Genomic DNA, 13574 nt, shown 5'->3' with positions numbered 1-13574 from the left:
AAGTCGCAGGAATGACAGATAGGGGTACCGATGGAAACGCAACCACACGCCGGGCAGAACGGTTCGGCATGGCTGGAGATCAGTACTGAGGTTCGAAACGCCAACACCCTGGACCTGGACCAACGCACCACCATCGAGATCCTTGAAGCACTCAACGACGAAGACCAACAGGCCCCCCAAGCAGTGCGTGCCATCCTGCCGCAGATGGCCGAGCTGGTGGAGGCAGCCGCCGCGTCGGTTCGGAACGGGGGCCGCGTCCACTACTTCGGCGCAGGTACATCGGGACGCCTCGGAGTCCTTGACGCCGCTGAGCTGAGGCCGACATTCAATCTTCCCGACGGCGTCGTCATCGCACACCACGCCGGCGGTCCTGCGGCACTGACCCAGGCGGTGGAAAACGTCGAAGACTGCCGGGAAGCGGGTGCGCAGGCCGCCGCGGATGTCCGCTCCGGCGACATCGTCATCGGTATTGCGGCGTCCGGGCGGACGCCATACGTTGGCGGTGCGTTGACGGCGGGTCGTGAACTCGGAGCCACAACAGCGCTCATTGCCTGTGCCCGCGAACCGGAACTTGGGCCACTCGCGGACTTCGTGCTTGCCGCGGACACCGGGCCCGAAGCATTGGCGGGGTCAACCCGGCTCAAGGCGGGCACTGCCCAAAAGCTCATGCTGAATGGATTCTCCACGGCCCTGATGATCAGGCTCGGCCGTACCTGGTCAAACCTGATGGTCTCCATGGTTGCAACGAACGAAAAGCTGCGGGCACGCACGGTGAGGATCCTGATGGAAGCCACGGGCGCCGCTGAAGAGAGCTGCCGGGGTGCGCTCCAGTCCGCAGACGGCGATCTGAAGGTGGCTCTCGTCATCATGCTCAGCGGTGCTTCCCCCGCCAACGCGCGTGACGCCGTCGAAGTGGCGGGAGGCAACGTGCGTGACGCGGCAAGCGCCCTCGCCAATGAATGAGCTTCGCGGGTTCGCGGGGTTCACCACCCGTGACTTGGATCGCCTCGCGATGGCACACGACGCTTCGCATTATTTGTTGAAGCCGCGGGCCGTCGTCGCGCCCGTGGACGCGGCGGAAGTTGGGCGGATCATGGCTTCGGCTGCTTCCGTAGGCACGCCGCTTGTCTTCCGTTCCGGCGGGACGTCGCTGAGTGGGCAGGCTGTCACGGACGGCCTCCTGGTGGACGTGCGGAAACACTTCCGCTCCGTTGACGTGCTCGACGACGGCGCCCGGGTTCGCGTGGGACCCGGCGCCACGGTGCGCAGCGTCAACGCGCGGCTGTCCGCATACGGACGAAAGCTGGGTCCTGATCCTGCCAGCGAGGGTGCGTGCACCATCGGGGGAGTCGTGGCCAACAACTCTTCCGGAATGGCTTGCGGCACTGAATTCAACACTTACCGCACCCTGGAATCCCTCGTGATGGTGCTGCCTTCGGGCACCGTCATCGATACGGCCAACCCCGATGCGGACAAGCAGCTCCACGAGCAGGAGCCTGGATTGCACGAGGGATTGCTCCGGTTGCGACGCAGGATTATCTCCAATCCAGACTCCGTGCGGACCATCGACCGAATGTTCGCCATGAAGAACACCATGGGTTACGGGCTCAATTCCTTCCTCGACTTTGAGGAACCCGTCAAAATCCTGGAACACCTCATGATCGGATCCGAGGGAACGCTTGGCTTCATCGCCCAGGCCACGTTCCACACCATCGAATCCCACCCTTACGCTGCCACCGGACTGATGACCTTCAACTCGCTCAACGGTGCCGCCTCAGCCCTTCCCGAGCTGGTGGCGTGCGGCCTTGCCACGGTGGAGCTGATGGACGCAGCCTCGTTGGCTGTGGCTCAGCGCCAAGCAGGAACACCGGCATCGCTGGCCGGCTTGGAGATCCATCGCCACGCCGCCCTTCTTGTGGAGCACCAGGCTCCAAGTGCGGAAGAACTGCTCGAAAAGCAGCAACGGAGCCAGGCGCTGTTCGATTCGCTGGACTTGGCGGCTCCCTTTGAGCTTTCCACGGATGCCAAGAAGCGGTCAGCCCTGTGGCACATCAGGAAGGGCCTTTACACCACCGTTGCGGGAAGCAGGCCCGCAGGAACAAATGCCCTCCTGGAAGACATTGCCGTCCCGGTGCCTGCGCTGGCGGAGACTTGCGAACAGCTGCTTGGTCTTTTTGATCGGCACCACTACCAGGACAGCGTCATTTTCGGCCATGCCAAGGACGGCAACATCCATTTCATGCTCACGGAGCGGTTCGACGATCCCTCCCAGCTTGATCGCTACGAGGCGTTCACCGAAGACATGGTGGATCTTGTCCTCGGCAATCAGGGCACCCTCAAGGCCGAACACGGCACCGGAAGGATCATGGCGCCTTTTGTCGCGCGCCAGTACGGGCCGGAACTCTACGACGTCATGTGCACCATCAAACGGCTTGCCGATCCTCAACGGCTGTTGAACCCCGGGGTTGTCCTGTCGGAGGAACCGAGGTCCTACCTCGATCACCTGAAGACCGCACCAGTAGTGGAAGAAGAAGTGGACCGCTGCGTCGAGTGCGGCTATTGCGAGCCGGTGTGTCCAAGCAAGGACCTCACCATGACGCCTCGGCAAAGGATTGCGATCCGGCGGGAAATCGCCGCCGCAGAACAAGAGGGAAACCACCCTCTTGCCGAACGGTTGCGCAAGGACTACGAGTACGACGGCGTCCAGACCTGCGCGGCGGACGGCATGTGCCAGGGCGCGTGCCCGGTCTTGATCAACACCGGCGATCTGGTGCGCCGTCTCAGGGCGGAAAACCACAACGCCGTCGCCGACAAGGGCTGGACTGCTGCCGCCAGGCACTGGGGAGCGGTCACCGCCGTCGGCTCCCTGGGCCTCAGCGCGGCCAAGGCGATGCCGGCAGCTGCCGTGCAGGCCGTCACCGCCGCGGGAAGGGTGCTCCTCGGTGCCGAGAACGTCCCGCTTTACAGCGACGCGCTTCCCAGGGGAGGCCGCAAACGAACCGCCGCCCAAGGCATTGGAGCGGGAGAGTCCACCGGAACGACTGCCGACGCCGTGTATTTCCCGGCCTGTATTGGCGCCATGTTCGGCCCGGCCGACGACGGCCGCGGCAACGTCGGGACCGGGGTCACGCAGGCCTTCCTGAACCTCGCCGGGCGCGCCGGTGTTGAACTGATTGTTCCCCGCGATATCGGGAATCTTTGCTGCGGCACGCCCTGGAAGTCGAAGGGCTTCATTGATGGGTATGACGTCATGCGGGACAGGGTCCTTCCGGCCCTGTGGGAGGCGAGTGATCATGGACGACTGCCGGTGATCTGTGATGCGTCTTCCTGCACGGAAGGGCTGGAGGCCCTGAGGGATGCGGCTTCATCCCCGGATGCCCTTGCGGAGTATTCGGACCTCAAATTCATTGACTCCGTGCAATTCGCCAAGGAGCGGCTCATGCCCCATCTTGACGTTTCGCGCCGGTTGGAATCCCTCGCCCTGCACCCGACCTGCTCGTCTACCCGGCTGGGGATCAACGGGGACTTCACGGCTATTGCTGCCTCCCTGGCGGACAACGTCGTGGTGCCGCCCAGTTGGGGCTGCTGTGCCTACGCGGGTGACCGCGGGCTCCTCCATCCCGAATTGACCGATTCAGCCACGGCTGCCCAAGCCGCGGAAGTCAATGAGCTTCGCCGTTCGGCATATGCGTCAACGAACAGGACGTGTGAATTGGGCATGACCCGGGCCACCGGCCATGAATACCGCCACATCCTCGAGCTGCTGGATGAAGCTACGAGTCCAAGGAAAGGAACTCCCTGATGGAGATCGTCATACTCCCTGGCCGCACTGAGATCGGCATGATGGCCGCGGACGTCATCGAGTCCCTGCTTGATCGGAAACCGGATGCGGTCCTGGGACTCGCAACCGGCTCTTCACCGCTCCCCATCTACAACGAGCTGGTTCGTCGTTATCGCTCCGGCGTCCTGAGCTTCGCTGAAGCAAAGGCATTCACTCTTGATGAATACATCGGGCTCCCGGATCAGCATCCGGAGCTTTACCGTGAGGTCATTCGCCGCGAATTCACGCGGCATGTTGACTTCGCTGAAGACAAGGTCCACGGTCCGGACGGCTTCGGGGTTGATCTTTCCGGGGCCTGCAACAGCTACGAGGACCAGATACGGGCCGCAGGGGGAGTTGACCTGCAGATCCTCGGCATTGGCACTGACGGCCATATCGGGTTCAATGAACCGGGCTCGTCCCTGGGTTCACGCACCAGGATCAAAACCCTCACAGAGCAAACCCGCCGTGACAATGCCCGGTTCTTCGACTCCCTGGACTCTGTTCCCAAACATGTCCTCACTCAGGGACTGGGCACCATCATGGACTCCCGGCACATCCTCTTGACCGCCAGGGGATTGAACAAAGCCGAGGCAGTGCGCGAGCTGGCCGAAGGCGCCGTGACGGCCCTCTGTCCGGCATCGGTGCTCCAGCTTCACCCGCACGTGACCGTATTCCTGGATGAAGCCGCGGCATCAATGCTCGCCTTGGCCGACTATTACCGTCATTCCTTCCAGCACAAACCCCTCTGGCAAGGACTCTAGAAGCATTCCCGGAGTGCACCGCAGTACAGCACCATCCACCATCGCCTTCACGGCACAGACCTAAAGGACACAGCATGAGCACCCCGACACTCGTCGCGCGGCCACCCGCCAAGGAAGCCAGACGGGCCCTTGTGGCCGGTTCGGTCGGCAACTTCATTGAGTGGTACGAATTCGGAATCTACGGTTCCTTCGCAACCATCATCTCCACCGACTTCTTTACCACCGCCGGGGCATCGGACTTCGAGGCCCTCATCAAGACATATGCCTCATTCGCGATCGCCTTCTTCTTCCGCCCAGTCGGGGCAGCCATCTTCGGACGAATCGGCGACCGGATCGGCCGCCGTCCGACGCTGATCATCGTCCTGCTGCTCATGACCGGATCAACTGCGCTCATCGGTGTTCTTCCCAACTACGCCACCCTGGGCGTGATGGCTCCCATCCTCCTGACCCTCGTGCGCATCCTTCAAGGGTTGTCGGCCGGCGGCGAGTTCGGCGGCGCCGTCTCGATCATGACTGAATTCGCACCAACCGGGAAACGTGGAAGCTACGGTTCGTGGCAGTCGTTCACGGTGGGGCTCGGCCTCCTGGCTGGTGCCGGCGTCGGAGCATTGATGGCCTCGCTCCTGACCGCAAAGGATCTCAGCGACTGGGGCTGGCGCATCCCCTTCCTCCTCGCACTTCCCCTTGGTTTGGTCGCGCTGTACCTGCGGCTGAAGCTTGAGGAGACTCCCAACTTCCAGCGGACGGTGACGGCCGAAACGGGCCAGGCGCCCGGCGTCGTGCTCCAGCACCCCAGCAAGGCGGAGACCGCCCGTGCGATTCTGCTTGGCATCGGCCGTCTCATGGGCTGGTCGGCGGCGGGATATACCTTCCTCGTAGTGCTCCCGTCGTACCTGCAGACCAGCCTTCATGCGACCTTCCAAGCCGCGCTGATCGCCACGGTGCTGGCGAACGCAGGTTTCGCCGCATCGATCATCCCCAGCGGTATCCTCAGCGACCGTTGGGGGCGACGGCCCATCATGCTGGCGGGCGCCATCCTCATCACAGTCCTCGCAATTCCGCTGTTGAAGATCCTTCAGGACCCCACAAGCCCGCCGTGGCTGATGGGAGCCGGGGTCTTCATCGCCGGCGCAGTGGTTGGCATGATGGCCGGACCCGGGCCCGCGATGCTCTCGGAAATGTTCCCGACCACCGTCCGCTATACCGGACTGGGCCTGTCCTATTCGATTGCCAACGCAGTGTTCTCAGGCTCGGCCGGGCTCATCATTACCGCGCTTATCGCGTCCACGGGCAATAAGGACATCCCCGCGTACTACGTGATGGCCACCTGCATCATCAGTGTCTTCGCGCTTGCCACGCTTCGTGGATCAGCCCACAAGACCGCCCTCCGCGATTAGCCGAACGAAGAGATGAGGGGAGTAGTGCCATGCGTATCATCGGCATGATGTCCGGAACGTCCTACGATGCGATCGACGCCGTAGCGGTCGACATCACCAGGGACGGAGATGCCCTGGTGCTTACACCCTTGGGTGTCGTCAGTGAGCCCTACACCGGGGAGCTGCGGGATGCTTTGGCGGCGCAAATGCCGCCCGCAGCGACCTCCATGGAGCAGATCTGTCAGCTCGACACCCGCATCGGGCAAGCATTCGCCCGGCTTGCTGCCAGGGCAAACCGTGAACTGTGCGACGGCCGGGCTGAGCTCATCGCCTCACATGGCCAGACTGTTTTCCACTGGGTCGAGTCCGGCAAGGTCCACGGAACCCTGCAAATTGGCGAACCGGCCTGGATTGCAGAGGAAACCGGCTGCACGGTGGTGTCCAACTTCCGCTCGCGGGACGTGGCAGCGGGCGGGCAAGGAGCCCCCTTGGTGAGCCTGTTCGACGCCCTGTGGCTGGGCGGATTGCCGGGCACGCCCGTCGCCCTGAACCTGGGCGGGATCGCCAACATCACTGTGGCCTCCGCCGAGCCTGTTGCCTTCGACACCGGACCGGCCAACGCCCTCATTGATGCGGCCGTCGTGTCCATGACGGCCGGTGAAAAGCACTACGACCACGACGGCGAGCTCGGCGCCCGCGGTAGTGTCAACGTTGAGCTGCTCAACCGGCTTCTTTCGGAGCCGTACTATTCCCGGCCCGCTCCCAAATCCACTGGCAAGGAACTCTTCCACTTGCCCTATCTCGAAGCGGCTTTGGCTGGCTGCGGCGCGCGGAATCTCCCTGCAGAAGACGTGATCGCTACCCTCGTCAGCCTCACCGCACGGACTGTCGCCGATGCCGTCCGCGCCGCGGGAGGTACCTCCGTGGTCGCATCGGGAGGCGGAACCCGGAATCCCACGCTCATGCGGGCCCTTCAAGAGGAACTGGGAGCCGTTGAGTTGCTCAGCTCGGACCGGCTGGGCCTGCCGTCCACCATGAAGGAAGCCTGCGCCTTCGCCGTGCTCGGCTACTTGTCGCTTCACAACCTCCCGGCAACGGTGGCCAGTTGCACCGGGGCGCGGCACGCCAGTGTCCTCGGCTCCATCACTCCGGGATCCGGTGGACTCCATATGCCCCCTCTTCCCGCGACGCCGCCAAGGACGCTGAGGATCCAAAGCGGCTCGGGAAGGTCCCGTTAGCCGATTGAACCGCCGAACGCAGGTGGGGCCCGCATTTTCTGCGGGCCCCACCTGCGTTTGCGGTTGCCGAGTTTTAGTTGTTACCCAGGAAGATCGGGTTGGTCAACGCTGCCATGGGGCCGAGCGGGATGACCGTTCCCATCTCCGTGCCGCTGCCTGACGTTCCGTCGATCTTCGGATGCCGGACCTCCACGCGCACGTACGCCGCGAGCTGCGGAGTTGTAACCCATGTGCTCGTTCCTTGGCCCGACGCGGGAAGCGTGATCTGCTGGGTCTGACCTTCATCCGTGATGAAGCGCACGACGCCGTTCGGCACGCCGGCGATTTTCGCCGTCACCGTGACGGGGGCATCTGCCGCGACGTTGAGCCGCTCGCCCACGGTCGCGCTCTTGCCGCCGGACGTGACCTGGAAGTCCACCGAGACGTCAGCGGATTCGGCGATCCAGTTGCGTCCGTTGCGGATGCCGTCCAGCAGGGCATCGCGGGACAACGCCGCGGCGTTGACCACGTTGTGGGGGAGCCCGATGACCTGCGGGACGCTGTGGGCGTCGCTGTTGCCCATCGCCGGGAGCCACCGGCCACCCGTGCGCACGGAGTGGGCGAGCATCGAGTCCCAAGTGTTGACGGAGGACTCGTCGTCGATGGTCCACGGGCCTGTCCATACCTCAACCGCATCGGCGTCGTCATAGCCGAACTTCCAGCGGCAGGCGACGTAGGGGCAATAGGGGTGTGCCGGCACAACGATTCCGCCGGAGGCGCGGATCCGCTGGGCTTCTTTCTCGAATCCCTTGTCGCGGGCCCGGTAGCGCCAGTCGATCCATTCGCCCGGCTCCAGGCCGAGCGCGAGGTAGTGACCGTTTCGCGTGGTGACTTCCTCGCCCATGAGGATGAGGAGATCGTTGCCGGCGAGCGGTCCCCAGACGCCGTGCGATGCCGGCGTGTTGTGGTCCGTGGAGATCATGAAGTCGAGACGCGCGGCGCGGGCGCCAGCTGCGACCTCCTCGGGGGTGCGCTTCCCGTCCGAGTAGACGGTGTGCAGGTGCGCATCGCCGCGGTACCAGGCTGCGCCGCGGCCAGCGATCTGCTGTGGCGGGTACTGGGGCTTGAAAGGGGTGCCGTCGGGTCCATACTCAAGCGTGACGTTCACCGTGTAGTCAAGGCCCTGCTCGGCCACCTGATACGGGCCAAGAACGACGTTCCACGTGCCCTTTCCAACGGGCCCCGGCAGGTAGCCCGGCGTCGTGTCGCCGGCGCTGATGCTGAATTCGGTGCGGAAACCGCCGGACCAGCCGCGGAAACCCTTGCCGGCGAGGTCGGTGCCCTTTTCATCGAAGATTCCGATGTCGCAGGCGTTCCCGAGAAGTCCGGAGGCCACCTGGGGCTTGCTGTAGGTGTACGAAACGCTGATTTTGTTGACGCCAGCCGGGACCTCGATCGGCACATAGACGAAGTCCGCTGCTCCCGGATCCAGATGGCCGGTGATCGTCTTGGTCTTGCTGGTTCCGGTAGCGGCCGCCGCGAACGAAACCGGCGCCAGGGTCAAAGCCGCGCCAGTCAGTGCGGCGGCCAGGAAGCCGCGCCGGGTAGAGGAGAAGGAAACATTGTCGCCCGAATGGGCTTTACATGGTGAAGTCACTCCCTCGATGTTGCCGACCGTTACTGAACAGTAGGCAACAGAACCAAGAACGCAGCATGAAACCGGAGGCGCCAGCAAGCGGAGTCCATTCAGTGGACCCGTCCTCGTTGGACCCTTGCCACGAGCCATGCCCGGGCTTACTGTTCTTGGCATGCACCAACGGCTGGGGCTGCGGCGCAACCTTTCCCATGGACCGAACAGGACGGTGTTTCTAGATGTGCGATATTCCGGGTTTGATCAGTCGCCTTGAGGCCGAAGACCTCGCTCGATTGCGCGAGGCAGGCAAGGAAAAGCCCTTGGAGCCAGGGATGATCGCCGCCATAGATGCCGCGGCTGGCGGGCCGGGCGAAGGCCGCGGTTACTACGTGGTCAGTGGTTCCCTGTATCCGGTCGAAGCCAGGGACTACCACCTCAGGGAAGACGTAGCGGAAGCCCTGTTCGCAGCTGAAGGAACCTCTGTAGGCGTCACTGCCTAAGCCAGAGGACGCCGTCACCCGGCCCCCGTAACCCAAGCTGCCGGCACCGGCCCACACTGGAAAACCAGGTGGGCCGGTGCTTCCCTGCCTCGAGCGTAGGGGCCGTTCAGTTTCACCCGGCCGCCATAGTTCGTCCCGTCATGGTCCTCGGTGGTTGCGCGGCTTTGGCCGCGGCGGCTTCGCGGGCAAGGAATGCTCCGAGCTCGCCGATGGTGCTCATCAAGGGCGCCGGGAAGACGACGGTGGTGTTCTTGTCCACGCCGATCTCCACCATGGACTGCAGGTTGCGCAACTGCAGGGCCAAAGGGTGGGCCATCATGGTGTCAGAGGCCATGCCCAGTGCTGCGGCGGCAAGGGACTCGCCTTCGGCGGCGATGATCTTGGCGCGCTTCTCACGCTCGGCCTCGGCTTGGCGGGCCATGGCGCGCTTCATGCTGTCCGGCAGTTGGATGTCCTTGAGTTCCACGAGGGTCACTTCGACGCCCCATTCCAAAGTCAGTCCATCCAGGATCTGACGGATGTTGGCATTGATGACATCCGTTTCTGCGAGCGTCTCGTCGAGCGAGTGCTGGCCAACCACCTTGCGCAGCGTGGTTTGCGCGATCTGGTCAATCGCGGCGTAGACGTTTTCGATGGCAAGAACGGACTTGATGGCGTCCACCACCCGGAAATAGGCGACGGCGGAAATGTCCAGGCTGACGTTGTCCCGGGTGATGATGCCCTGGGACTGGATGGGCATGGTGACGATCCGCAAGGAGACCTTCCTCAGCCGGTCGACGAACGGGATGATGATCACAAGCCCCGGGGTCCGGAGGCCCTGGACCCTCCCCAGCCTCAACAGGACACCGCGCTCATACTGCGTGACAATGTGGACGGCCATCGCAAACCAGATGACCAGCAGGACGATGAAGACAATCAGCCAGGTGATGGCGTCCGCTGTCATGGCCGCACACCGGCTTCGTTTCTTAGTGCTGATGCGTTCATGGCGGAGATCCTTCGGTGGCAATGGAGGGAAAAGGGAGCCCAATTTCCGCAGCGAGGCAGGCGAACCCGCGTACGTTGTATCTCCAGTAAATACCTTGGATTCGCGGAGTTGTAGGCCCTATGGGGCCATCCTCCGGGTCGAATTGGCGCGGCCATGATCCAAGGGAACTGACGTGGTCCGGACGAATGAAAGGAACGCCCCCTCCGGGACATTCCTTTCAATTTCGTGGGTTAGACCCTTTCGCGGGTCCGGTCGATAACCGGCTCCGGATCGTTCGTGAACTCACGGTGGCGGCGTGGGAAGGTCCAGAACATGAAGTCCTTCGCGTCCACCTTGGGCTCAGGGCGTTCCTCGGGTTCCTGTGAGGCATCTTTCCTGGTGTCCCGCCGGAAATCCTTGTTGTACCCGTAGCACATCACAGACCTCCTTCTAGCAACTGCCTTTTAATCGTCCTCCCGATTCGGCAAGCCGTCCACCTTTCAGGCCCGGTTCCGCATATATGCACAATGGAGGAGTGAAATCCCCACTCGTCCCCCCGAACGCCGCGCTCGCGTACCGCCCTTTCGACCTGGAAACGATCGGCGCGGGACTGGTCTTCGGAGAATCGCTGGGGGAACTCGCCAAAGCCCTCGGTGCGGGAGGGACGGCAGGAGCCGCCGTCGTGCAAGCGCCCCCGGGGACCGGCAAGACGACGCTCGTGCCGCCCTTGCTTGCCAATATGACGCTCGCCAACATCGCGGCTGGCGCCGTCAAAGGGAACGAACGCGCCCGGGTTGTGGTGACCCAACCACGACGGGTCGCCGCGCGCTCAGCCGCACGGCGCCTCGCTGCCCTCGACGGTAGCCGGCTCGGCGATCGCGTCGGGTACACGGTCCGCGGAGAAAGCCAGGCGGGTCCGGGGACCGTCATTGAGTTCGTGACTCCGGGAATCCTCCTGCGCCGCCTGCTCGCGGATCCGGGGCTTGAGACCGCCAGCGCTGTGATCTTGGACGAGGTCCACGAACGCGGCCTGGAGACGGACCTGTTGCTCGGAATGCTCATCGAGGTCCGTGAGCTGCGGGACGACCTCACCCTCGTCGCGATGTCGGCAACCCTGGACGCGCCACGGTTTGCCGCGCTGATTGGGCGTGCCGGCGTCGGGGACGACGCAAACGGAATGCACGATGGCGGTGGGCCGGCACCCGTCGTCGACTGTCCGTCCGCGCTGCATCCCCTGAAGGTCGAGTGGGCGCCCGCGGCAAGTCCACGGTTGGACGGACGCGGCGTAACCCGCGCCTTCCTGGACCATGTTGCGGACACGGCCGCGGCGTCGTACACGGACATGCTCGCAGCTGATCCGGACATCGACGCCCTGGTGTTTGTCCCGGGTGCCTGGGAGGTCTCCTACGTCGCATCCCGACTGCGCGCCCGCATGACTGCGGGGATATCAGCTGCGAGGGTACCGGACGCGGAGGTATTGGAGCTCCACGGACAGGCAAGTCCGAAGGAACAAGACCGGGCGGTCTCCGGCCGCGAACCGGGCGGAACTCCCCGGATTGTCGTCTCGACTGCCCTGGCCGAGTCCTCCCTGACGGTTCCGGGAGTCCGGCTGGTCATTGACTCGGGGCTGTCCCGTGAGCTGCGTCGTGACGCCAACCGTGGGATGTCCGGCCTGGTCACTGTCTCCTGCTCCCGGGCCTCCGCCGAACAGCGCGCGGGACGCGCGGCACGCCAAGGGCCCGGACGGGTGGTCCGCTGCTACGAGCAAAAAGCGTACGGTTCCGCACCCGCCCACCCCACACCGGAAATTTCGGCCGCGGACCTGACGGGCGCCGCGCTCATTCTGGCCTGCTGGGGATCACCGGGTGGCCGGGGGCTGGCACTTCCGGACGCTCCGCCCCAAGGCGCGATGGCCGATGCCATTGAGGTTCTGCGGGAACTTGGTGCGATTTACCCGGACGGACTTGCCACGGACGTGGGAAAGACCCTGGCCAGGATCCCTGCCGATCCACGCCTGGCCCGCGCACTGCTGGATGGTGCCGCCGCAGTCGGGCACCACACGGCTGCCGAGGCGGTCGCCCTCGTGGCAGGGGATCAACGGGCTCCCGGAGCTGACGTGACGCGCCTCCTGGCCACACTCCGGACAGGCAAGGATCCCGCGGCCCGGCGTTGGGCGGAGGACGTCCGCCGCATGGAGGCGATCGCACGCCAGGAGAGCTCCGGCATCGGGTCTTCCATGACCGCACCGCCGAGCCTGTCTTCACCGGCGAGCCCCGCCGAAGCCTTGGGATTCGTCGTCGCGCTCGCATTCCCGGACCGTGTGGCGCGCCGCGTGCCAGGCACCGGCCCCGAACGCTACCTGCTGACGTCAGGGACACGGGCCGGGCTGCCGGGAGGGAGTCCACTCGCCGGCCACGAATGGCTCGCCGTGGCCGAAGTGTCCCGCGCGGAGGGCCGGGATGCGGCAGGGACCGGCGCCGTCATCCGCTCCGCTGCGCCCTTGGCAGCGGATTCGGCGGAATCTGCCGCCAGCCATCTCCTGAGCGACACAGTAGAAGCCGAATTCAAGCAGGGCCGCGTCACCGCCAGGCAGGTACGGCGACTGGGTGCGATCGTGCTTTCGTCGACGCCCGTGCGGCCTTCCATCGACGATGGGCGCGTTGCCGTAGCCCGCGCCTTGGCGAAAGAGGGCTTGCGGACCATCGGATGGTCGACGGGTGCGGATGCGTTGCGCCGGCGGCTGGCTTTGATGCACAGGGAACTGGGCGATCCATGGCCGGACGTTTCCGAGCCGGCGTTGCTGGCCCGGCTAGACAAGTGGCTGGTGCCGGAGCTCGAAGCGCTCGCCGGAGGCGCTGCCACGAGCGGGATCAACCTGGCCGAACCGTTGCGGCGGCTTTTGCCGTGGCCGGAGGCGGCCCGTCTCGATGAGCTGGTGCCGGAATGGCTTGAGGTGCCGAGCGGTTCGCGGGTGCGAATCGACTATCCGGACGCGGAGGACGACGGCGGGCGGCCGGTAGTGGCCGTGAAGTTGCAGGAGTGCTTCGGCTGGGCTGAGACGCCCCGTTTGGTAGGCGGACGGGTGCCGGTGCTGTTCCACCTTCTTTCTCCGGCCAGGCGACCGCTGGCCGTGACAGATGACCTGGCTTCCTTTTGGTCGGGCCCCTATGCCCAGGTCCGTGCAGAAATGCGGGGCCGCTATCCGAAGCATCCCTGGCCCGAAGACCCGTGGACAGCGCTCGCGACGGCCAAGACCAAGCGGAAGATGTGACTGCGCTGAAGCGGCCTGGAAGGCATTCA

General features: G+C 64.6%; 10 protein-coding genes. 7 read left to right on the top strand and 3 right to left on the bottom strand.

Translation table 11 applies throughout. The features are described 5' to 3' along the window. The first annotated feature begins 30 nt into the window (after positions 1-30). The 5 genes from murQ to NFJ07_RS17755 all read left to right on the top strand — a co-directional run bounded on the left by murQ (position 31) and on the right by NFJ07_RS17755 (position 7198). Entirely contained in the window at positions 31-963 is a 933-nt protein-coding gene (gene murQ / locus NFJ07_RS17775; protein WP_269996241.1) for an N-acetylmuramic acid 6-phosphate etherase, read from the top strand. Further along, positions 956-3802 (top strand): FAD-binding and (Fe-S)-binding domain-containing protein, encoded by a 2847-nt coding sequence (locus NFJ07_RS17770; RefSeq protein ID WP_269996240.1) that lies wholly within the window; start codon positions 956-958, stop codon positions 3800-3802. The genes murQ and NFJ07_RS17770 overlap by 8 nt, the downstream gene beginning before the upstream one ends. After that, the gene (gene nagB / locus NFJ07_RS17765; RefSeq protein ID WP_269996239.1) at positions 3802-4584 is read left to right on the top strand and encodes a glucosamine-6-phosphate deaminase; all 783 of its coding nucleotides are present in this window, start codon (positions 3802-3804) and stop codon (positions 4582-4584) included. Before NFJ07_RS17770 ends, nagB begins: the two co-directional genes overlap by 1 nt. Before the next feature lie 74 nt (positions 4585-4658). Next, complete coding sequence (locus tag NFJ07_RS17760; RefSeq protein WP_269996238.1) at positions 4659-5981, top strand: MFS transporter; 1323 nt, start codon at positions 4659-4661, stop codon at positions 5979-5981. 29 nt (positions 5982-6010) lie between these two features. Next, positions 6011-7198 (top strand): anhydro-N-acetylmuramic acid kinase, encoded by a 1188-nt coding sequence (locus NFJ07_RS17755; RefSeq protein ID WP_269996237.1) that lies wholly within the window; start codon positions 6011-6013, stop codon positions 7196-7198. A gap of 73 nt (positions 7199-7271) precedes the next feature. Here the strand turns inward: NFJ07_RS17755 and NFJ07_RS17750 are convergent, their stop codons facing one another. Then, complete coding sequence (locus NFJ07_RS17750; RefSeq protein ID WP_269996235.1) at positions 7272-8834, bottom strand: CehA/McbA family metallohydrolase; 1563 nt, start codon at positions 8832-8834, stop codon at positions 7272-7274. Positions 8835-9067: 233 nt separating this feature from the next. On the opposite strand from NFJ07_RS17750, the gene NFJ07_RS17745 reads away from it, so the two are divergent. After that, positions 9068-9310 carry a hypothetical protein gene (locus NFJ07_RS17745; protein WP_269996234.1) on the top strand — a complete coding sequence of 81 codons (243 nt, stop codon included), beginning with the start codon at positions 9068-9070 and terminating at the stop codon, positions 9308-9310. 112 nt (positions 9311-9422) lie between these two features. Here NFJ07_RS17745 and NFJ07_RS17740 read toward each other — a convergent pair whose 3' ends face one another. Together NFJ07_RS17740 and NFJ07_RS17735 are read right to left on the bottom strand one after the other, a co-directional pair. After that, positions 9423-10253 (bottom strand): slipin family protein, encoded by an 831-nt coding sequence (locus NFJ07_RS17740; protein WP_269996233.1) that lies wholly within the window; start codon positions 10251-10253, stop codon positions 9423-9425. A 272-nt stretch (positions 10254-10525) separates the two neighbouring features. After that, entirely contained in the window at positions 10526-10711 is a 186-nt protein-coding gene (locus NFJ07_RS17735) for a hypothetical protein (RefSeq protein ID WP_269996232.1), read from the bottom strand. 98 nt (positions 10712-10809) lie between these two features. Here NFJ07_RS17735 and hrpB point away from each other — a divergent pair, with 98 nt between their 5' ends. Beyond that, positions 10810-13545 carry an ATP-dependent helicase HrpB gene (gene hrpB, locus NFJ07_RS17730; RefSeq protein ID WP_269996230.1) on the top strand — a complete coding sequence of 912 codons (2736 nt, stop codon included), beginning with the start codon at positions 10810-10812 and terminating at the stop codon, positions 13543-13545. Positions 13546-13574 lie beyond the last annotated feature (29 nt).

The sequence above is a fragment of the Arthrobacter sp. B2a2-09 genome (assembly GCF_027587375.1).
Lineage (GTDB): Bacteria > Actinomycetota > Actinomycetes > Actinomycetales > Micrococcaceae > Arthrobacter.
The sequence above is the reverse complement of the archived record's forward strand: the minus strand, read 5'-3'. Positions and strand labels throughout refer to the sequence as shown.